General features: G+C 63.2%; 22 protein-coding genes. 11 read left to right on the plus strand and 11 right to left on the minus strand.

The genetic code is table 11. The annotated features are described in order from the left end of the window. Positions 1 to 41 precede the first annotated feature (41 nt). Positions 42 to 1,322, minus strand: coding sequence for a cytochrome P450 (locus tag HZ989_RS08675; protein ID WP_209320462.1), 1,281 nt, complete (start codon positions 1,320 to 1,322; stop codon positions 42 to 44). A 105-nt stretch (positions 1,323 to 1,427) separates the two neighbouring features. After that, positions 1,428 to 1,826, minus strand: coding sequence for a limonene-1,2-epoxide hydrolase family protein (locus HZ989_RS08680; RefSeq protein WP_209320463.1), 399 nt, complete (start codon positions 1,824 to 1,826; stop codon positions 1,428 to 1,430). A gap of 120 nt (positions 1,827 to 1,946) precedes the next feature. Here HZ989_RS08680 and HZ989_RS08685 point away from each other — a divergent pair, with 120 nt between their 5' ends. After that, positions 1,947 to 2,495 carry a glutathione peroxidase gene (locus tag HZ989_RS08685; RefSeq protein ID WP_209320464.1) on the plus strand — a complete coding sequence of 183 codons (549 nt, stop codon included), beginning with the start codon at positions 1,947 to 1,949 and terminating at the stop codon, positions 2,493 to 2,495. A gap of 53 nt (positions 2,496 to 2,548) precedes the next feature. Here HZ989_RS08685 and HZ989_RS08690 read toward each other — a convergent pair whose 3' ends face one another. From HZ989_RS08690 to HZ989_RS08700, 3 genes are all read right to left on the minus strand, one after another. Further along, positions 2,549 to 3,475 carry a zinc-binding dehydrogenase gene (locus tag HZ989_RS08690; protein ID WP_209320465.1) on the minus strand — a complete coding sequence of 309 codons (927 nt, stop codon included), beginning with the start codon at positions 3,473 to 3,475 and terminating at the stop codon, positions 2,549 to 2,551. An 88-nt stretch (positions 3,476 to 3,563) separates the two neighbouring features. Continuing rightward, positions 3,564 to 4,145 carry a 3-phenylpropionate/cinnamic acid dioxygenase subunit beta gene (locus HZ989_RS08695; RefSeq protein ID WP_209320466.1) on the minus strand — a complete coding sequence of 194 codons (582 nt, stop codon included), beginning with the start codon at positions 4,143 to 4,145 and terminating at the stop codon, positions 3,564 to 3,566. A 31-nt stretch (positions 4,146 to 4,176) separates the two neighbouring features. Continuing rightward, positions 4,177 to 5,553, minus strand: a complete 1,377-nt coding sequence (locus HZ989_RS08700) for an aromatic ring-hydroxylating dioxygenase subunit alpha (protein ID WP_209320467.1) — start codon at positions 5,551 to 5,553, stop codon at positions 4,177 to 4,179. Positions 5,554 to 5,700: 147 nt separating this feature from the next. Between HZ989_RS08700 and HZ989_RS08705 the strand changes: the two genes are divergently transcribed. The 7 genes from HZ989_RS08705 to HZ989_RS08735 are packed head-to-tail and all read left to right on the plus strand — an operon-like array spanning position 5,701 to position 11,360. After that, on the plus strand, positions 5,701 to 5,919 hold the full coding sequence (locus HZ989_RS08705) for a ferredoxin (RefSeq protein ID WP_209320468.1): 219 nt from the start codon (positions 5,701 to 5,703) through the stop codon (positions 5,917 to 5,919). Next, complete coding sequence (locus tag HZ989_RS08710; protein ID WP_209320469.1) at positions 5,916 to 7,298, plus strand: MFS transporter; 1,383 nt, start codon at positions 5,916 to 5,918, stop codon at positions 7,296 to 7,298. The genes HZ989_RS08705 and HZ989_RS08710 overlap by 4 nt, the downstream gene beginning before the upstream one ends. Continuing rightward, positions 7,295 to 8,053, plus strand: a complete 759-nt coding sequence (locus HZ989_RS08715) for an SDR family NAD(P)-dependent oxidoreductase (protein WP_209320470.1) — start codon at positions 7,295 to 7,297, stop codon at positions 8,051 to 8,053. The genes HZ989_RS08710 and HZ989_RS08715 overlap by 4 nt, the downstream gene beginning before the upstream one ends. Before the next feature lie 27 nt (positions 8,054 to 8,080). Continuing rightward, complete coding sequence (locus tag HZ989_RS08720; RefSeq protein ID WP_209320471.1) at positions 8,081 to 8,995, plus strand: VOC family protein; 915 nt, start codon at positions 8,081 to 8,083, stop codon at positions 8,993 to 8,995. Beyond that, a complete protein-coding gene (locus HZ989_RS08725) occupies positions 8,995 to 9,807 on the plus strand; it encodes an SDR family NAD(P)-dependent oxidoreductase (protein WP_209320472.1) in 813 nt (270 codons plus the stop codon). Before HZ989_RS08720 ends, HZ989_RS08725 begins: the two co-directional genes overlap by 1 nt. Positions 9,808 to 9,828: 21 nt before the next feature. Beyond that, positions 9,829 to 10,656, plus strand: coding sequence for an SDR family NAD(P)-dependent oxidoreductase (locus HZ989_RS08730; RefSeq protein WP_209320473.1), 828 nt, complete (start codon positions 9,829 to 9,831; stop codon positions 10,654 to 10,656). Next, positions 10,647 to 11,360 (plus strand): SDR family oxidoreductase, encoded by a 714-nt coding sequence (locus tag HZ989_RS08735; protein ID WP_209320474.1) that lies wholly within the window; start codon positions 10,647 to 10,649, stop codon positions 11,358 to 11,360. The genes HZ989_RS08730 and HZ989_RS08735 overlap by 10 nt, the downstream gene beginning before the upstream one ends. A 111-nt stretch (positions 11,361 to 11,471) precedes the next feature. Here the strand turns inward: HZ989_RS08735 and HZ989_RS08740 are convergent, their stop codons facing one another. Next, positions 11,472 to 12,350, minus strand: a complete 879-nt coding sequence (locus tag HZ989_RS08740) for an SDR family oxidoreductase (RefSeq protein ID WP_209320475.1) — start codon at positions 12,348 to 12,350, stop codon at positions 11,472 to 11,474. Between the two features lie 163 nt (positions 12,351 to 12,513). On the opposite strand from HZ989_RS08740, the gene HZ989_RS08745 reads away from it, so the two are divergent. After that, positions 12,514 to 13,173 carry a TetR/AcrR family transcriptional regulator gene (locus HZ989_RS08745; protein ID WP_209320476.1) on the plus strand — a complete coding sequence of 220 codons (660 nt, stop codon included), beginning with the start codon at positions 12,514 to 12,516 and terminating at the stop codon, positions 13,171 to 13,173. Here HZ989_RS08745 and HZ989_RS08750 read toward each other — a convergent pair. The 4 genes from HZ989_RS08750 to HZ989_RS08765 form a co-directional block, all read right to left on the minus strand. Beyond that, positions 13,170 to 14,027: a fumarylacetoacetate hydrolase family protein gene (locus HZ989_RS08750; protein ID WP_209320477.1), complete on the minus strand. Its 858-nt coding sequence runs from the start codon at positions 14,025 to 14,027 to the stop codon at positions 13,170 to 13,172. The genes HZ989_RS08745 and HZ989_RS08750 overlap by 4 nt on opposite strands. Next, entirely contained in the window at positions 14,024 to 14,458 is a 435-nt protein-coding gene (locus tag HZ989_RS08755) for a hypothetical protein (RefSeq protein WP_209320478.1), read from the minus strand. Before HZ989_RS08755 ends, HZ989_RS08750 begins: the two co-directional genes overlap by 4 nt. 74 nt (positions 14,459 to 14,532) lie before the next feature. Further along, positions 14,533 to 15,609, minus strand: coding sequence for an amidohydrolase family protein (locus HZ989_RS08760; RefSeq protein ID WP_209320479.1), 1,077 nt, complete (start codon positions 15,607 to 15,609; stop codon positions 14,533 to 14,535). Positions 15,610 to 15,934: 325 nt separating this feature from the next. Next, a complete protein-coding gene (locus HZ989_RS08765) occupies positions 15,935 to 16,963 on the minus strand; it encodes an amidohydrolase family protein (protein WP_209320480.1) in 1,029 nt (342 codons plus the stop codon). A 99-nt stretch (positions 16,964 to 17,062) separates the two neighbouring features. On the opposite strand from HZ989_RS08765, the gene HZ989_RS08770 reads away from it, so the two are divergent. Further along, the gene (locus tag HZ989_RS08770) at positions 17,063 to 18,289 is read left to right on the plus strand and encodes an MFS transporter (protein WP_245162327.1); all 1,227 of its coding nucleotides are present in this window, start codon (positions 17,063 to 17,065) and stop codon (positions 18,287 to 18,289) included. Further along, positions 18,286 to 19,086, plus strand: coding sequence for an SDR family NAD(P)-dependent oxidoreductase (locus HZ989_RS08775; RefSeq protein ID WP_245162328.1), 801 nt, complete (start codon positions 18,286 to 18,288; stop codon positions 19,084 to 19,086). The genes HZ989_RS08770 and HZ989_RS08775 overlap by 4 nt, the downstream gene beginning before the upstream one ends. 10 nt (positions 19,087 to 19,096) lie before the next feature. Here HZ989_RS08775 and HZ989_RS08780 read toward each other — a convergent pair whose 3' ends face one another. Next, a complete protein-coding gene (locus HZ989_RS08780) occupies positions 19,097 to 20,656 on the minus strand; it encodes an NAD(P)/FAD-dependent oxidoreductase (protein WP_209320481.1) in 1,560 nt (519 codons plus the stop codon). Position 20,657 lies beyond the last annotated feature (1 nt).

Below are 20,657 nucleotides of genomic sequence, written 5' to 3' on the forward strand. Positions count from 1 at the left end.
GCGATTGGCCTGAACGCCGGACGGGGCAGGCGCTTATGGTGTCAGGGGGTGTCCCAGATGACATGAACAGCCTCGGGTCCGCGCAAGTGTACGCCCCGCACAACAGGGCGAGGATAATCCGGATCGAGTCGCAGGTTGGGCAGTTTGTCGAGCAGCAGGCCGACGGCCTCCTCGATCTCGACCTTGGCCAGCCACATGCCGATGCACATATGGGCACCGAAACCAAACCCGAATGACGCCATCTGCTTGCGGTCAATATCGAAGACGTCTGGGTTCTCGAACACTGTCTCGTCCCGATTTGCAGAACCCACGCAGGCCGAGATGATCGAGCCCTTCGGGATCGTGACGTCCTGGATCGTGACCTCGGTCTGGGTCTCGCGCACCTTGAAGGTCGCGACTGCATCATGACGGAGGCTCTCGTCGAGGACCTTGCGCATCAGAGATCGGTCCGCGCGAAGTCTTTCAAGCACCTCGGGGTGGTCGAACAGGTGGGTCATCATGATCGCGAAGGTGCGAGAGGTGGTTTCCGATGCAGCCGGCAGCATCATGCGGACGAAATTGGTGATCTGGTGATCACTCAGCGTGCGTCCTTCGAATTCGGCGCGGATAAGGCGGCTGATCAGATCGGACCCCTCGGCACCGGATGCGCGTCGCGCCTGGACGGCGGCCAGGGTCGGATCATAGAGTTCCTGAAACGCATGGAAGGCAGCGCGCTTGGCCTCGGGATCATTGGCCATGCCACCCAGGACCCTGAGGGCCTTGGTGGCGAATGTCTCAAGGGCAGCCGGATCGTCATCAGGGAAACCCAGCACTGCATAGACAACATGGATCGGGAACATCACGCCGACGGTCGAAACCAGTTCGGCCTTGCCCAGCGAGATGAGGGGCTCGACGAACGAAGTCTGGATGAGCGGACGGATATAGGTTTCGCGCCACTCTTCCATGACCGCCGGAGTGAACGACGGCTGGAGAATGCCCCTCAATTGACGATGCTCGTCGCCGTCCAGGCCGGTGATCATCAGTCCGTCCAGGAACTGGCCCAGACCCGTCTCCATCAGGATACCGCTGGTGAAGGTCCTGGTGTCGCGCAGCACCTTCATCACGTCGGCGTGCTTGAAGATCGTATAGATCGGGCGGCCGGTATCACCGGCAAAGGAGGCAGCGCCCAGTTCGGCGCAGATATCGCCCTTCATCACCGGCATGTTGGCGCGGTGGTCGCGGTAGATTTCCTCGATATTCCGGTCGTCACCCGCGAACAGGGCGCCGACGTGGGCGAAGCCCTCGGCGAGGTCCTTGTTGGGGGTCATCTGGGCGTTGCTCATGGGTCTTCCTTCCCGCGAATTAGCCGGCCTCCTGGGCGCGATCTATTTCAAATACAGAATAACATTCTGATAAAAATGTCCACCGGACGGAGACGATCGCTACGTTCAGTGGCCGTGAATCAGCGCGATGGCCGATGGGTCGGTGTAGTCGCGCCAGCGGATCAGTTTGCCGTCGTCGTCCAGCTCGAAGATCCCCGCGATGGCGAAGGCGCCGATCTCGCGCCCGTCTGCGGCGACCAGCCGGTCCAGCCGTTCGGTCAGCACGACATTGCCGTGGGCGGCGATGTGGAGGGTCTCGACCAGGATCTTGGCATAGCCCATGGCGGCCTCGAACTTCGCGCCCATGGCCAGGGCCTCGTCCGCGCCGACGGTTTTCGACAGGCCCATATTGACCCATTCGGTGTCGGGCCGGAACAGTTCGCGGATCGCCTTTTCGAGCGGTTCGGGTCCGGCCGACCAGATGTCGAGGAACTCGCCGATGATGTCGATCGGAGCACGTTTCATCGCATGATTTTCCTTCGTTTTCGGGCGTGGCGGGCCGGATTTGGAGCGCAGTCTGACGGTCGTTTTGCTAGGGTTTCCGGACACGGTGGCGACTCGCCGTCCAGACTTGATGGAGCCGACATGAGCGATCCGATTACCGCCATTCCCCTGACCCGCAACGACGGCGAAACCGACACGTTGGCGAACCATTCCGGCAAGGTCCTGCTGGTCGTCAACGTCGCGTCCAAATGCGGGCTGACGCCGCAGTACGAGGGGCTGGAAGCCCTGTACCGGGCCAAGGCGGCAGACGGTCTGGAGGTGCTGGCGTTTCCGGCCAACAACTTCAATGCCCAGGAGCCGGGGACCGACGAGGAGATCGCGACCTTCTGCCAGACCAGCTTCGATATCACCTTTCCCCTCTATTCCAAGATCAGCGTCAAAGGCGATGACATCCATCCGCTCTACGCCGGTCTGACGGCAGCAAAACCCGACGCGGTCGGCGACGGACCGATGCGCGAACGGTTGAACGGCTATGGCATCGCTACTGGGGAACGCGGCGAAGTGGTGTGGAATTTCGAGAAATTCCTGGTGGGACGTGACGGGCGGGTCATTGATCGCTTTGCGCCGGACATCGCTGCCACCGACCCGCGCCTGGTCGAGTCGATCGACAGGGCGCTGTCCATCGACTGACCCTGCAGCCGAATGGGCATGGCGGAGGCTGGATGTGCCCTCCGCCTCGATCATCAGCGCAGCCTTGCCGTGATTTTGGCGTGGGGACCCGCCACCTGGGCCGCCCAGGCTTCGGCGGCGTCGACAAAGTCGTAGTCGACATAGTCCACAGTGATGGCGTCGTCCTTCTGCATCGCCAGCAGCCGGTGCCATATCGCCTCGCGGTCCGCAGGCGGTCGCTGCCCGGTGCCGATACAGGTCAGGGTTCGAAACAGCAGATCGCCGATATTCAGTTCAACAGTGCGACCGGCTCCGGTCCCGATCGTGATCAGGCGCGCCCCCCATCTGGTGGCCTTCACTGCGGACAGGAAGGGCTGGCCGAACACCAGATCGAGGACCACGTCGAACCCGTCTCCGCCCGATGCAGCCTTCAGGGTTTCGGTGTCGTTCTGGCCACCCATGGCCACGACAGCGTCCGCAAGGCCCCGTTCCATCAAACGGTCCAGACCCGCCTGACTGCGGGCCGCAGCCACAACCCGACCGGCACCAAGCCTTCTGGCGAGTTGCAGTCCGATCTGCCCAAGCACACCCGTGGCGCCAAGGATCAGAACGCTTTCGCCCGGCTGGATTTGTGCTGCTTCCAGCGGGATCAGGATGCCTGTTCCCGCAATGCCCATTGTGATCGCAGTGCGGTCGTCGATGTCGTCAGGCACATCCCAGACTTCGGCGACGGGAACGATGGTTTTTTCGGCCCATGCCCCCCAGGGCGCGACGGATCGCTCGCCGAAGTATACACGACGTCCATCCTCGGCCCGGCCAACGCCTTCGCCGCGGATCACGCATGGATACTGAACGCCAAGGCGATAAGCCCCCAGCACGTCCCATCCCCCGAGCCCGGCCGTATCGACCGTGATGAAAACCGATCCCTCCTGAGGCGTCGGGTCCGGAAAGTCCTGCAGGACCGGGGCGATTCCATTGCCTGAAATGACGGCAGCGCGCATGGCTGGGAGTCCTTGGATCGGGGGGTTTGGGTCGCGCGTCGGCATCCGCCCGGCGAACCCGGCGGTTCCGACCCTGCAGGCCCTCAGGTCAGAGGAAGATGGCGAGGTTCGGGAATCCCAGAACGGTTTGATCAACGATGATCTCGCGGCGCGCCAGCTTGAAGCCATCGTCATAGCGACGCAGCAAGTCATGCCGGACGCAACTGAGCATCAGCAGGGTCGTCTCGTCGAAACGACTACGGCTGCACAGCAGGTAGCTTTTCACCTCGAACTCGTCCGGATCGTCTGTGGACTCGACGAGGATGTTGGTCACCAGCCGCCGGGTGCGCGAGGGCGGGTCTTCCGCCCAGGCGCTCTTGGTGTCGGTAATGCGACCGACGCGGCCCCGGATCGACGCATAGGTCTCGTCAAAATGCATCACGGTCCGGACGATCGACTGCGCGTGCTGGGCCAGAGACCGGGTCTGGCGCACCGGGCAGGTATAGCGAAGGTCGGTGTCGAGCCGTGCGACCCATTCCTTCAGGCGGATCTCGTCCAGCAGCCAGGCCTCCTCATAGAGGAACTCGGCAATCTGGTTATAGGCAGCCGATCCGACCGGAACGCGGTTGGGTCGGAACGGGGCCTCCTCGGCGACGCTGACGTCGGTGGGGATGACGGCGTTCATGGTCATGACAATGTGATCCTGATGATGTCGGCGATGATCAAGCGGGGGCGTTCATCAGGTCGCGATAGGCCAACCACCAGTTCCACTGCGTGTCGTCCTTGGTGAAGCCTTCATAGACAAGGGCCGGGCCGGGCCAGTCGGGCCGGGGTGGCGTGGTGCAGACGGCCTGGTACTTCATCGTGATATTGCGTGCCGCTGCCCCCTTGGCTGTCTGGGTGATGTGGGGCCAGGTATCCGAGTCGTCCTGCTCGACCATGCCCGAGGTGCCCAGCATCCTGACGGCGAACTGCAGCGCCTTCTGCTTGTGTTCTTCAGGCGCGTCCTTTTCGGCCAGGATATAGTTGCAGAACTCAAGCTCGTCCGGACCCTTGGGAATATAGGTATGCAACGAGGTGAGGCCGATGATTTCCCCATCTGGCTGCGGCACATAGATGAAGGCGATCAGCACGTTGGGGAACATGCCGCCCACCTGGGGAGGGCTGTCGACCAGCAGGCCCAGCTGCTCGGGCGTGAGGTTGCGCATCAGCTCCGGCAGCATCTCCTTGGTGACACCCGGAGGGGGTACGATGGCGAGCTTTTCGGCAATCGTCAGATTGCCGTCGCGGAATCCGGCGGCCTGTTTGAACTTGTTGGCGGCCGGCATGCAGCGAAGGGCATGGCCCTGAAGCGAACCGACCTCGGTGCCGTACATCGAGGTGGTCAGGTCGCCGTCGCCGAATTTGGCAAATTCGCCGAGCCAGCGGTGCAGGGTCAGGGTGTGGAAACCATCTGCAGCGGACTGCTCGCAGGCCGTCTTCCAGTTGGCCTTGATGGTGAAGCGCTGCGGAGGCCCCAGGACTTCAAGCCCCTTGTCCGTCCGGCAGAACAGCATGTCGTAGTACCATTTCATTTCGCCTAGGAACTCGTCGAACGACGGCCCCTCGAAATTCCATGTGGCAAAGATCAGCCCGCCGTAGAGGTGGACCCGTGCCTGGGTCAGTCCGAGCTTTTCCTTGGGCAGCATTGAGCCATGCATCTGTTCGGCGGCAACAGGGGCACCGATGAAGTCGCCGTCATTCTTGAAGGCCCAGCCGTGGTAGATGCAGGTGTGGACCTTGGCGTTGCCCGCGTCGTTTACACATACGCGCATGCCCCGGTGCGGGCAGACGTTCAGCATCACCTTGATGGTTCCGTCCTTCTGACGCGTGATGAGAACCGGGTCCGAACCCATCAGCCGTGTGATGAAATCGCCCGAGTTCGGAATCTCGCTTTCATGGCCCAGGAGTAGCCAAGTCTTCCCGAACACCTTGCGCATTTCGATGTCGTAAAGCTCGGGATCAGAGATCGCGCGCAACTGCACTTCCCGGGTCTGGACGTTGATCAGGTCGTCGATTGTCGTCCCGTCCGAAAGCGTCGTCCGTGTCCGGTCCAGCATGTTGTCCTCCGCAGCGTCTTGCGCCATATAATTTTGAACAGAGGTGGCATTTCTGTATCGAAAATGCAACTCTTCGATTCAGTGAGGAATGACAGACCCTGGGTCCCCGGAGAAGTCCCCAAGGGACACCCGGCAAGGAGGAAAATGATGAGTTCAGAAGCGATCGCCCATCGTGTCGTCGCTGATCGTAGCGCCTGCTGCGGCTATGGGACCTGCGTCGAGATTTGCCCGGAGCTGTATCAACTCCAGGGCGGACTGATCGTCCTGACCCGGGATGTGGTGCCGCCGGAATGGCTCGAGCGCGCCATCGAGGGTGCCGAGTCCTGCCCTCAGTCGGCCATCGTCGTGGAACCGGTCGCGGCATGACCGAAGCCACTGCCTCAGGCTCTCCGGCTACAGCCCCCGCCAAGGGCAAGCCGAAAGGCCTGCTGTCCCTTTCGCTCATGGGGATTCCCCTGACGGCCCTTTCCCTGCCGCTGGTGGTCATGATCCCTGAGCATTATGCCACGGTGCTGGGGTTGCCGCTGGCTGTGGTCGGCCTGATCTTCACCAGCGTCCGCATCTTCGACATCGTCGTCGACCCTCTGCTGGGCGCGGCCATGGACAGGACGCGGAGCCGGTGGGGTCGCTATCGGCCCTGGCTCATTTTCGGAGCCCCGGCCTTGATGCTGGCCGTCTATCTCCTGTTCATGGCCAGCCCTGGGGTCGGTCCGATCTATCTGCTGCTGACCCTGACAGCGGCTTTCCTTGGCTGGTCGATCCTGTCTCTGGCCCAACTGGCCCTCGCGTCGGGACTGGCCGGCAGCTACGATGACCGGTCGAAGGTCTATGCCTGGCTGCAGTTCGCGTCGCTACTCGGGATTCTGACGGTGATGGGCTTTCCGCTGCTGCTGAAGTCCATCGGCGACACCGGGATGGCACCGACCCAGATCATGGGCTGGATCATCATTATTCTGATGGCTCCTGCGGTGGCTCTCGCTGCCTGGCGTGTCCCGGAAGCCGCGTTGGTCGCCCAGAAACACATCGTTGGCCTGAAGGAGTATCTGGCCGTTGTCAGGCGCAAGGCCGTGTTCCGCATCGCCGCAATCGATCTTCTGTTTGGGCTTGGCTTCGGCACGGCGTCGGCCATGCTTGTCTTCTTTGTAACGGCCGCAAAGGGTCTGGATCGCAGCGCGGTTGGCGTTGTCCTGATTGCGCAGGTCGTCACGGCCATGATCACCGTGCCGGCCGTGGCCTTGCTTGCCCGGAAGCTGGACAAGCACATCGCCCTCGGCATCTCCGGCCTGCTGGCTGCGATCGTCAGCGTGGCGTTTGTCTTTGTGCCGGACGGCAGCCTTCTGGCCGTGTCGCTGGGCATGATGGGTTGGGGACTGTCCTTCGGTGCCTTCAATCTTCTGCCTCGCGCCATGATGGCGGATGCAGGCGATGAGCTGCGGCTCGAAAGCGGGTCTGACCAGACGGGGGTCCTTTTTGCCCTGCTGATCAGCAGCTGGAAGCTGGGGGGCGCGCTTGCGGTTGGTCTCTCCTTCGTGGCGCTGGCCCTTGTCGGCTACAAGCCCGCCCTGATGATGAACAACACGCCCGAGGCGATTGCGGGCCTCGAGATGGTGTTCGCGGGCCCTTCGGCCCTGCTGTTCCTTCTCGGTGCCTGGTTGGCCTTCACCTATCCGCTGACCCGGGACAGGCACGCCGTTATCCGAGCCGAGCTTGATGCCCGTGATGCCCGATCTGAGGTGATCGCATGAGCGGGCGTCTGGAAGGCCGCGTCGCTCTGATCTCCGGCACCGGGGGAGGGCAGGGGCGTGCAGCGGCACTGAGGTTCATCCAGGACGGTGCCATTGTCGTGGGCTGCGATGTGGATGGCGATGCTGGTGCAGAGACCGCGCGCCTGGTGCAGGCGGCCGGCGGCGTGATGACGACCAAAGTCTGCGATCTTGGTGATCCCGAGGGTGCGCAAGCGTGGATCGATCAGGCCATCGCGGATCATGGCCGGATCGATATCGTCTATAACAATGCCTCGGCAGCGCGGTTTGGATCGATCATGGACCTGTCGGTCGAGGATTGGCGATTCACGATCCGGAACGAGCTCGACCTCGTGTTCCTGACGACCAAATACGCCTGGCCGCACCTCTCCAGACAGGGAGGCGCCATCATCAATGTCGCCTCGACCGCCGGCTGGCAGGGCTCGCGGGGCAATGGAACCATCGCTCACAACGCCACCAAGGGCGGAGTCATCGCGATGACCCGTCAGATGGCGCTGGAGGGAGCCCCGCACGGCATCCGGGCAAACTCCATAAGCCCGGGTTTCATCATCACTCCGGGCACCCGCGCCTTTGTCGAGAATCCCGCTGTCCGCGCACAGCTTACCGGCTCGATCCCCTTGGCCCGCCCGGGCGAGCCGGAGGACGTGGTTGGCATGGCGGCATTCCTGGCTTCGGACGAGGCTGCCTTCATTACGGGTGCCGACATTATCATCGATGGCGGCACGACCGCCTGCTAGCCAAACCAACGACATGAGGACCTGACCATGGATATCCGGGGTATCGGCTATCTGGGCTTTGAAAGCCCCAACATCGAAGCCTGGCGCAGCTACGGCCCGGAGGTGCTGGGCCTTGCCATCGCGCCGTCTCCGGAAGACGAGCCGGATGCGCTTTATCTGAAGATGGACGACCGTCGCTACCGGTTTGCCTTCCAGCCCGGACCGATCGACAAAATCGCCTATATCGGCTGGGAGTGCATCAACCGGATCGCCTTCGAAAAGGCGGTGAAGCGGCTCCAGGACGCGGGGATCGCCGTCGAGCTCGGAAGCGACGACCTGAAGGCACGCCGCGCCGTCCGCGATGTGGTCCGGTTCAAGGACCCGGTCGGCTATCAGTACGAACTCTTCTACGGCCAGAAGGGTGAACCGGATTCCTTCGTGCCCGGACGTCGTCATGGCGGCTTCAACACCTATGGCAGGGGCTTTGGCCACGTCGTTCTGATCACGCCCGAGTATGGACCGGAACTCGACGATTTCCTCGTCAATCTCATGGGCTTCCAATGGTACGGGTCGGGTGCCGGAAAGGGCAAGACGGGCTTCTATCGCGCCGGACTCAACAATCTGACCAGCCATGACATCGGTTATGGCCTCGCGCCTGGTCGAATGGGCATCCAGCACATCGGATTGCTGACCGGTGACCTGCGGGACGTCGGCGAGACATGGGACATCGTCAACAAGCGTCAGATCCCTGTCCAGATGACGCTGGGTCAGCACACCCAGGACCCGCATTTCTCCTTCTATCATTTCAGCCCTTCGGGATTTGCGGTGGAGGTGATCGCCGAGACCCACCCCTGGCCGGGCGATCCGTTCGAACTCAATGCCGAACGCCTGAGCTATTGGGGTCACGATCTCGTCGGGCCGATCCTCGGCTCGACCGTGCGTACGCCCGCGGAAGTGCTTTGATGGGCTTGCTGGACGGCAAGGTCGCCCTGGTCACCGGCGGCGGCGGCGGCATCGGACGGGGCATCGCCCGCAAATTCATCCGGGAGGGGGCGACCGTCGTCGTTGCCGAGTTCAACGATGAGTATTGCGCCTCGATCAAGCAGGAACTGACCGTAGAGCTCGGCGGCCGCGCCGAGGTCATCAAGGCAGATGTTCGCGTCAAGGAACAGATCCAGGGTGCGGTCGAACGGACCGTGGACCTGTTCGGCGGCATCGATATCCTGGTCAACAACGCCTTCACGCTCAGTCCCAAGGTGCTGCTCGAGCAGAAGACCGACGACATGCTGGATGCCACCCTGCACTCGGGGCTTTGGGCCGGCTGGTGGTCGATGCAGGCAGCGCGGCCTCACATGGTGGCCCGTGGCGGCGGGTCGATCATCAACTTCTATTCGATCGACGTGGAGACGGCCGCCTGGCTGAACTCCGACTACAACATCACCAAGTCGGCCTTGCGCGGCCTGACCCGCAGCGCGGCGCACGAGTGGGGACGGTTCAACATCCGGGTGAACCTGCTGTCGCCGGCAGCCATGGGGACAGTGTTTCACCGCATGGCCGAGGCCATGCCCGGCTTCGCCGAGATGGCGGCGTCGCGCAAGCCGTTGTTGCGGAACGGGGATCCCGAGGAGGACATCGCGCCTGTCGCCGTGTTTCTGGCATCCGACATGTCGCGCTTCGTCACGGGCGAGATGATCAACGTTGACGGGGGGCTGCACATGCCGGGCTATCAGTCACGGCCCGCCAATGTTGCCGAGCTTGAACAACAGGGCTGCTGAAGCCGACGGGGGAGAGAAACCATGGGATCGCTGGACGGGAAGGTGGCGCTTGTCACCGGAGCGGCGGGCTCGATCGGGTCGGAGACGGCCCTCGCCCTTGCCGAACAGGGTGCGCGCGTCGTGCTGACGGACCTGCGGGCTCCCGAGCTTCAGGCTGTGACCGACAGACTGAAGGGGCAGGGTTACGACGTCGCGTCTGTGGCCGGTGACATCACCGCCGAGGAAGACATCCGGGCGGTGGTCGACTTTGCGACACAGACGTTCGGTGGGCTGGACATTCTCGACAACAACGCCGGCGCGACCGGCTTTTCTTCGCGCGATCTCGACATTCCCGACATGCCTGTCGAGCTATGGGATCAGGTCCAGGCCATCAATGTTCGCGCGCCGATGCTGTTCTGCAAATATACGATCCCGTCCATGCTGTCGCGCGGCGGCGGATCGATCATCAACATTTCCTCGGGCCAGTCCCTGTCGGGCGATGTCAGCAATTTCGCCTATGCGGCCTCCAAGGCGGCGGTCAATGCCCTGACCCGGCATATGGCAACAGGCTACAGCCCCAGGGGGATCCGGGTGAATGCCATCGCCGCCGGCCTCATCATCCAGCCCGGCCTTGAACAGCGGCTGCCAGCGCATATCCAGAACATCTTTCTCAGCCATTGCCTCGTGCCGCGCCTCGGCGTGCCGCGCGATATCGCCAATATGGTCGTCTTCCTGGCGTCGGACCTCAGCGCCTATGTCACCGGCCAGATCCTTTCGGTCGACGGCGGCTTCACCGCCCATCTGCCCAGCGTGGCCGATATGCGACCCATCATCGACGGCATGAAGAAGGCACCCGGCCAATGGAGCTGAACGGAAAGACCGTCGTCCTGACGGGGGCGTCCGCAGGCATCGGCGCCGCCACAGCGCTCGAACTCAGCCAGGCCGGCTGCAATCTGGTCCTGACCAGCCGCCGGATGGACAAGCTGGAGGCCCTCGCAGCCACCTTGCCGGGCCCCAGCGCGCTTCTGGCCGCCGACATCGCCGAGCCAGGCGTACCGGAGCAGCTTCTGGCCCTTGCCAAGGAACGGTTTGGCCGTGCCGATGTGGTCATCAACAACGCCGGCGTCATGGCTGTGGGCACGATGGACACCATCGACCTGGACGCCGTCAGCTACATGATCCGTGTGAATTTCGAGGCGGTTGTCCGAAGTTCCTACGTCTTCGCGCGCGAGTTCCGCGGGCAGTCGTCGGGCGCGATCATCAATGTGTCGAGCATAAGCGCCTATCTGATCTCGCGCGCGGGCGGGGTCTATGGCGGGCTCAAGCACGCGCTGGAAGCCTTCACCCAGTCACTACGCATCGAATTGGCGGGTACCGGCGTCAAGGTCGGCACCATCGCGCCGGGCTCCACCTCCAGCGAGATGTTCGACAAGATGATGGCAGCGGCCAAGGTCGAGTCACCCGTCGCCCTCGATCCGCAGGACGTGGCTCGCGCCATCCGCTTCATGCTCGAACAGCCGGATCGGGCCAACATCGCGCGACTGGCCCTCTATCCGCAGGGCGAGGGTCACTGAAGAGGGAGCGTCGCAGGGAATCCGATCGAGATTCCCCGGGCCCTTTGATGCTCCCGCCGCTCCGCGAATGCGGATTCGGCACCCCTCCCGGGGACGGACTGCCCTTCCGGCCTACTCCGCCTCGGTACCGGATGCCGCCAGCTCAGCCAGGGCCGTTTCGCGATCTTTTCCCATCTCCTGCATCTCGCGCTTCAGCGTGGGATAATAGGCAATCGCGCCCTGAAGGCCGCCGGAGACATCGATCGAAGCGGCGCTCAGGAAGGTCGCAAGATCGCTGGCCAGGAACAGGCAGACATTGGCGATCTCCTCGGGCTGTCCAAGCCGGCCGAGCGGCACGATCTTGGTGACCATGTCCAGGAACTCCTCACGCGTTATGGTCGAGGGCATCTCCTTGTAGTGCCGATCCCATTGGCCGGTGTCGATCCAGCCCAGGTTCAGGCTGTTGACCAGGATATTGTCCTTTGCGAGTTGCTGCCCGAGCAGTTTTGACAGGGCAATCCCTGCGGCGCGATTGGTCACCGAGGGGATCCCGTCCGGTGTCGGCAAGGCTCCGGCCAGGGCGTTGATATTGATGATGCGCCCCCATTTCTGTCTGCGCATATGAGGGACAACGGCCTGGACGAAGCGGAAATGCGCGATCTGGATATTGTTGGCGTGGTCCAGGATGTCCTCGGGCTCGAGGGTTTCCAGACTGCCGCCCTTGCCCTGGCCCGCATTGTTGACCAGCACATCGATGCCGTCCCACGCCTTGGCGACCTTATCCACGAAAGCCCTGACGGCCGCCGTGTTGCGGACGTCCAGCGCGACGGCGATCACGTCGCGGGCCCCGAGCGCCCGCATCTCCTCGGCGACGACACCGAGCGCTTCTGGTGACCGTGAGCAGATCGCCAGCCGCACGCCCTCGCGCGCAAAGACTGCTGCCGTGGCATGTCCGATTCCCCGGCTCGCGCCCGTCACGATGACCCGTTTTGTGCTGAGATCGATGTACATGCTGATGTCCACAAGAGCGCTTCTGGCGAGCCAGCCAGAATGATATTTTCTAGTCAGAATACGCGATTGTGTCTTGTTTTTTTTATCAGACGGCTGGCGGCTGTTTGCCGATTGAACTTCGGCAAGTTACTGTCTGGGCGGGGATTCCCGGAGTGGACAAGGTATGACCGTCAGCGCCCGAAGGGCACGCCCGTCGTCAGGGAACGATCGTCCACCCGGCGTTATTCCATCGCATGACGTCCGTGCGCGTCGGCCGGACCCCCGTGCGGCCAAGACGATCGAGAACATCGTCAATGCCGCCCAGAATGTGATGATGAACCATGGTACGCCTCGCGTGACGGCCCAGGAGGTCTGCGACTCGGCTGGTGTCTCTCGGGGTACGCTTTACCGCTACTTTCCTTCGATGGAGGCGGTCCTTGAGGCTGTGGTTCTGAGACTCCGGACCGAGACCGATGAAGAGTTGAACCACGCGATGAAGGGCTGCGAGACCCCGACCGAGCGGTTCGCTGCCTTTCTGAAGTACAGCGTCTCCAACAACGAGACCCGGAGGGGATCCCAATTCCTGCATGTCGAACCGGCGTTCGTCATCCAGTATTTCCAGTCCAATTTCGAGCATTTCATCCAGCGCGTTCTTACGGCCCTGGATCCGGTCTTCGACGCCTGGGAGGCTGATATCGGCACACCCGTGGATCGCGCCGCCATTGCCGAAATGATGGTTCGCCTCGCCCTCAGCGAAACCGTTGTGCCTCCGGCCGAGGGCAAGCCTCTGGCCCTGCGGCTTCAGAGCACGATCGACGTCATTCTGGATGCCCTGCGCAGTTAGGCCTTTGGCGGCAGTGTTCTGGGCCCGACGATATTGTTTAAGGTGCCGACGCCTTCAACCATGACCTCGACCCTATCGCCGGGGTTCAGGTATCGGCCTGAGCCCTGACCCACGCCCTCCGGCGTACCGGTGAACAGCAGATCGCCAACTCCAAAGCTTACTCTCGGCTGGATGAACCGGATCAGTTCGCAGACATCCCAGGTCATGTCGGCGCTTGTGCCGTCCTGGCGCAGCTCGCCGTTGATCGTGGTCGACAGCCGTAGGGCGGGACTGCCGGCCGGAAATTCGTCCTTCGTGACGATCCACGGCCCGACCGGCGTGGCCCGGTCCTGGCTCTTGGCGGCATACAGGTCCATTCCGATGCCTGGCGGGCCAGAGCGTTGCAGATCGCGCGCACTGACGTCATTGCCGGCGGTGTATCCCAGGACCGACGCGAGGGGATCATCCAGATCGACGGTCTCGTCACCGATGACCACGACCAATTCGCACTCATAGTCGAGTTGTTCTGTCAGGGGAGGGTAGCGGATGGGATCATGCGCCCCGATCAAGGCACCATAGGCCTTGAGGAAGGCGATCGGCTGGGTCGGCGGCGCGACACCGAATTCCACCAGGTGTCTGCTGTAGTTGGCACCTGCGATCACGACCTTGCTGGTGTTCTCGCACGGCGCCATCAGCCGCAGGGTGGAAAGGGTAAGGGCAGGGCCCCCAAATGTCAGCGCGGCCTCGCCATCACCGCGAGTCACAGCCGGACCCCAGTCCGCCATGCCGCCCACGATCGGCCGCGCCGCGTCGGTCTCTGGATCGACCATGGCCCAGAAGGGCGCGCCGCCGTCGGTGCATCGGGCCAGTTTCATGGGTGTGTTCCTGATGGGCTGAAGGCGTCGCGCAGCTGATCGGCGATGGCGCGGGCTCGGTCCCGATCCTTGTTCGCAAACCGGGCGAGGAGGGGCGCATTGTCGAACACCGGCGCGTCTCCCGGCTTGCGGCCCAGCAGCATGAAATGGGTATGGATGGCGTTGTCGCCCAGATAGATCACCGAGACCTTCTCGAAATCGCCGGTTGCGAGCAGCCCCGCCGACAGGGACTTGAACAAGGGACCAAGCTCGGCTGCTGCGGCGTCCTGGATCGTGCCGACGCCGCCGTCGTGGTCGCGGGTGAAGGCCATCAGCATCCCCGGAACGTCCTGCATGGCGACGACGCCCCAGACGTCGCCGGCCAGCACGACGTCCCCTGGCGCAGCGACGTCCAGCATCGTGCAGATCTTGCATCCAGGGTGAGCGGTCATGGAACTCCTGGCCGATGGGGCCCATAACGACGAACGGCGACCCCGCTGGAGCCGCCGCGCTGGGTGACGAGGGATCAGGCGGCGAGCGGCTTGGCGGCCCGGCCCATCTTTTCGAGGTCGATGTGCAGCAGTTCGGTCGCATTCTTCCAGCGGATCTTCTCGAGGTCCTCGGGTGACACCCGCAGCCCCGTCGTCAGATCGCCCCGGATCGCGTCCGATCCGCCGAAATTCGTACCATAGACCAGTCGGTCGGCGCCGATGACCTCGACCAGGGCCTGGCGCATCGGCAGTTCATGCAGTTCCGGGTCGAACCAGAAGTTCGGCAAATACTCCTCGAGGTCCTTCTTGTTGTGGACCACGTCGAGGTTCTTGATCGTCTGGGCCAGTCGGCCCAGCTGGTAGGGCACAAATCCGCCGGCGTGGGTGATGTAGACCTTCAGGTTCGGGAACCGGTCCAGCACGCCGCCGCAGATCAGGTACCAGAAGCATTTGGTCTCGTCATAGTTCATGCCGACGATGGCCGTGGTCTCATATTTGTCGGTATTGGCCTTGGCCCCCCAGGTCACGGACTGGTTGTAGCCGTGGACGAACATCGGCAGGTCGAGGTCACAAAGGACCTCCCAGATCGGATCCATGCGTGGATCGTCGAACTCCATGCCGCCAAAATTTGATCCGCCTGCGCTCAGGCCCTTCGCGCCAAGTTCTGTACAGGCGCGACGGATTTCCTTGGCAGCATTGACCGGATCCTGCAGGGCCGCCGTGGCCCACATCATCAACCGGCCGCCCGAGCGATCGCAGTAGTCGGCGAGGGTGTCGTTGACGGTGGTCGAAAACCGGTTCGCAAATGCCGGATCGGCCCAGTACATATAGCAGTGCGACGGCACCGACAGAACCTGGGCGTCCTGGCCCAGCGCATCCATGCCCGCCAGGCGATGCTTGGGATCGTTCCATTTCGACATGAACTCGGAGACTTCCATGGTCTCGCCCCGGCGGACCGCAGCGCGCCGCTCGGGCGACCCAAGGCTCAGGATCCAGTCGCCAACCCGAAGGCGGATATGGCCGTCGTCATGCTTCTCGAAGAAGGGGCCCCAGTGGGGATCCTGATTGTAGTAGCCCGGCAGCGGGGCGTGGGCGTGAAGATCGATCAGCATGTTCGATATCCTTCCTGCGTCGAGGCCCCTTGGCGGGACTCTTCGAGACAAATGACGTTCCCTGGACGCCGACCATCGCATATTCTGAACGATCTGGTCGATAGTGTTCAGTTCATTCTGTACGGCGAATTCCATTCGGGTGTCAAAACAAACCTCGACGGGTCTGGGAGGGCTCGGCCTGCCCTGTGCCCCCGAGGGTCTTGGCTCGAAGATCCTGCTTTCGGGCCCTTGGCTCAGCCGTTCAGGATTGAAGCAGCATCTCCAGACCCGAAAAACCGGGAAGATCGAGGTCTTACACCTCGCTTGAAGGTGGAGCAGAGGAGGTTCAAGCGGCCTCCGCAGCTTGGGGCGTTTCGATCTTGAGCAGATTGATCGCATTGCCGCTGCGGATCTTCTCGCGGTCAGCGTCTGACAGGTCGATACCGGCAGTCAGATCGCCGTAGTCATAGGCCCCGCCGAAATTGGTTCCGTAGAGCAACTGATCAGGCCCCACGACCTCGGCCACCGCACGGCGCAGGGCCGGGTGGTGGAGATCCAGGTCGAAATAGAAATTCTTCATATAGTCCATCACCGGGCGCTGGTTCCTCGAGTCCGGCGCCATGACGCTGTTCAGATCCGACAGTCGGCCCAGCTGGAACACCGCCATCCCGCCCGCGTGGGTGATGTAGGTCTTGAGCGAGGGATAGGCATCCAGAGCGCCGCTGCAGATCAGGTACCAGAAGAACAGGGTCTCATCGACGCAGTCGCCAATGATCGAACTGGTTTCGAACCGGTCCTCGTGATGGCGCTCGCCCAGATAGATCGACTGATTGAAACCGTGGACCATGATCGGCACGTCCAGTTCGGCCAGCCTGGCCCAGACGGGGAACAGGCGCTCGTCATAGGTCTGGATGCCGGCGAAATTCGTGCCGCCGACACACAGCCCCTTGGCGCCCAGCACCCTTACGGCGCGGTCGATCTCCTCCACCGCCGCCTCGGGGTCGGCCAGGTTGGCATGGGCCCAGAAGTCGAACTTGTCAGGCATGACGCGGCAGAAGGCGGACAGTTCGTCATTGCAGATCCGGGCGTATTCGTTCCCGAACTCGCCGGCCCAATACATGAACGCATGCGACGGCGTGGATAGCACCAGCTTGTCGACCCCGCGCTGGGCCATGATCTCGAGCCTGGCGGCGTGGGTCATCCGGGCCAGTAGATTGGCCTCTGCCTCGGCGTCGTTCGCGGCCTTTACCGGCTGTTTGGTGCCCAGCGAGAAATGGCCGACGGTCAGTCCCTGCGGCTTCATGAACGGCCCCCAGAACGGATGTCGATTCAGCATCCCAGGCGTAAACAGGTGAGCATGGACGTCGATCAGCATAGGCTTCCCCAATATCTGTTATTAGATTGATATTCTCACTGTCGAATGGTCTGTGGCAAGTCATCCCGGTCCGATCGGCTTTCGCGGGAGGAAAGGACGATGGTCGCCATGACGCAGCCACGGGGCGCACGCGGCCATCGGCTGCTTATGGCAGCCGGCATCATCGGCACGGCGTTTTGCCTGAGACTGCTGTTCGCCAGCCTGTCGGTGCGGTTGCCCGAGGTGGTACGCGCGACAGGGCTGGAGCCCTGGCAGGTCGGGCTTTTGACGACCCTGCCAGTTCTTTGTCTCGGCCTCTGTGCACCGCTGGCACCGCGCCTTGCCCGACGTTGGGGCACGGAGCGGGTTCTGGCGGGATCGCTGATGCTGATCGGACTGGGAACTGCTTGCCGGGCATTGGGGCCGGTCTGGGCGCTGTTCTCGTTCTCCATCCTGGCAGGCGCGGCGATCGCTATCGCCAATGTGCTGTTGCCGACACTTGTGAAGCGCGATTTCGAAGATCGAACCGCCCTGCTCACCGGGGCCTATGTGACGGCGATCTCGGGCGGAGCGGCTTTGGCTGCCGCTATCACCATCCCCGTTGAAACCTGGCTAGGGGGTGGATGGCAGGTTGGCCTGTCCATGTGGGCCGTACCGGTCGCGCTGGCCCTGTTGTTATGGGCACCACAGCGACGCCGGGGGTCAAGGAAGATCGGAGCAGTGCTTCCGGTCGCGGGGCTGTGGCGTGATCCGCTGGCCTGGAGTGTGTCCCTGTTCATGGGACTGCAGTCGGCGCTGGCCTTCTGTGTGCTGGGTTGGCTGGCACCGATCCTCAGGGACCGGGGGCTGGATGCCGTGACCGCGGGTCTGGTGCTGTCGGTCCTGATCGTCGTCCAGCTTCTGACATCGCTGACGGTTCCGTCGATCGCAACCCGCCAGGCGGGCCAGCGGGTGATTGCCGCCCTGTTATCCGTTGCTGCCACAGCGGGTCTTGCAGGCCTGCTGCTGGCCCCGCTTTCGGGGGTCTGGGTCTGGGCCATTGTTCAGGGCCTGGCGCAGGGAGGGCTTTTCTCGCTTGCCCTGACCATGGTCCTGCTGCGATCGCCCGACTCCCATGTGGCTTCTCATCTTTCGAGCATGGCGCAGGGCGTGGGCTATCTGCCAGCGGCTCTGGCCCCCCTCGGCATCGGCCTGCTGCATCAGTGGACGGGCGGGTTCGAAGCGGTGGCCGGGATGGTGGTACTCATCGGGATTGGCCTCGTCGTCACAGGCCTGATCGCGGGTCGGCCAACTGTTGTTCTGGCGCGGGCAATAGAGCGACCGGATGCAGAGCTGCTCAGGTCATGACGAGATCCATCGTTCAGGGAGATGCCGTCATGCGGTTCAGGGACAGGGTTGCGGTCGTCACAGGGGCAGGGAGCGGCATCGGAAAAAGTACGGCCCGGCTGCTGGCCGGGCAGGGGGCGATCGTCGCCGTAAACGACCTGGATCCTGCTGCTGCCCGCGCCGTGGTCGCGATCATCACAGGGGAGGGCGGTCAGGCACTGGCTATCGCGGGTGATGCCGCAGACGAAGCCTTTGTCGATGATGCCGTCGCCGAGGTCATGGGATTGTGCGGCCGTCTCGACATCCTGGTCAATAACGCCGGCATCTCCGTGAGCTCACCCGCCGAGGATTTTGAAGCCTGGGATCGGGTGATCCGGACCAATCTCTATTCCCAGTTCTTCTGGTCGCGGGCAGTGGGAAAGGCTGCGATGATCCCGACGCAGCGGGGCGCGATCGTCAACGTCGCCTCCATGGCGGGTCTGGCTGCCGTACCGAACCAGATCGGCTATGTCGTGTCCAAGCACGGCGTCGTCGGCCTGACCCGATCGCTGGCGGTCGAGTGGGGGCGATACGGCATCCGGGTCAACTGCGTCTGTCCAGGCATCACCGCGACCGAAATGACGACGGGTCCGACCGGCATGGAACCGGAAAGGCTCAAGGCCCGGGTCGGGCGTGTCCCTTTGAGCCGGATGGGCACGGTTCAGGAACAGGCGGAGACCATCGCCTTCCTGGCGTCGGATGAGGCTTCCTATCTGAGCGGCGTGATCCTGAACAGCGACGGTGGTCAGCTGGCGCTGCATTCCGGCGTCATGATGTGATCGCAGACCCTCAGGTCAGGTAGTCGAGCACCCGCTTCGCCACCAGCCGACCGGGACCGCCCGACACCCCACCGCCGGGGTGGATGCCCGCACCGCCCAGGAACAAGCCACGAGCGAGGGGTTCAGGCCCGCCTAGGCCGAACGCAGGCCGTTTGGCTCCTGTTCGTTGAGCGCCAAAGTCAACGTGGGTGACGCAGCCTTTGGTCAGGCCTGTGCGCGTCTCGCGGTCGGAACAGGTCTCGAACCACCGGCCCAGTTCGCCGTCGAAACCGTCGTAGTAGTCTGCCGCTCGGGCGATGATGGCATTGGCCGCCGGGGCCTTGGCGCTGTCCCAGCCAGCGTTCACATCGACCGGGAAAACCGGCAGATAGATGTAGGCCACGCCCTGACCGTCCGGCGCGATCGACGGATCCCAGTTGGTCATCGGCGACAGGGAAAAGACCGGCGTCATCGGAACCAGCCCGCGTCGCGCCTGGACCAACGCCTGTCTCAGTTCGTCAGCGGTGCCGATCAGGCCGACCGCCTGGTTCAGGTCCACGCCGTCGGTGCGCCTGTGTCGCTTGAGCCTGAAGGGCTGGGACGAGGCCACGTTCAGGAGCGATGGCCCGACGTTGGCCCGGTGCGCCGGAGCGTACTCGAGGCGGGTGCGCGTGACCCGGTCGAGCCCACCCTGAGTCGCCAAGCGCGCGGCGCTGATGGGGTCACAGGTGGCGATCACGACATCTGCCTCAATCATCCGGCCATCGACCAGACACACGCCCTGTGTGGTCCCGTCGCGGATGACAATCTCCGCGACCTCGGCGTTCAACATCAATTCACCGCCCGAAGCCGCATAGGCGCTCACCAGCACATCGGCGAACATCCGCATTCCACCCACGGCCTTGGACACGCCGACCCGATGCAGCAGGCCAAACAGGGCATAGGCAATCCCGTTGCCATCGGTATCGAACGGACCTGCGCCCGCAACGATACCGAGCAGGAGAGCCCGGGTCGCGGGATGCTCGAACCATTCGGCTGCCAGCTGGTCGGCCGGGGCCGTGCTGATAAGCTGCAGTTTCGTCTTTAGGGCGCGATTGCGGATCGATACCCTGGCCAGATCGAGATAGTTTCCGACGGTCCGGACGCCCGGGTCGCCCTTGCCCATGGCCCCCGCGAACTGCATCAAGGCGTCGATCAGCTCAATGAATTCGAGATAGGCGCGCGCATCGGCTGTCGAGTACCGGGCGATGTCCTCTGCCGTCCGGCGCGGGTCCCGAAACACTGCGATCGAGCCACCGTCCGGATCGAGGTAGGCGTACATGGGATCGGTCTCGACCGTGTTCCAGCCATGGCTTTGCAGGTCGAGGTCCTGCATCACGGGAGAGGCGCGGATGTGGATCAACTCGGCCGTGCCGGTATTGATCATATGGTGCGGTGCCTCGGGGATCACCCTTTCGGATTGCGACAGCCCCCCTGCGATTGCGGCCTGCTCGACGACCAGGGTCCGTTTTCCGGCCTTGCCCAGATAGGCTCCGGCGATCAGGCCGTTGTGGCCGCCACCGAGGATGACGACGTCATAGCGGTCGATCATG

This window comes from Brevundimonas sp. AJA228-03, assembly GCF_017795885.1.
Taxonomy (GTDB): domain Bacteria; phylum Pseudomonadota; class Alphaproteobacteria; order Caulobacterales; family Caulobacteraceae; genus Brevundimonas.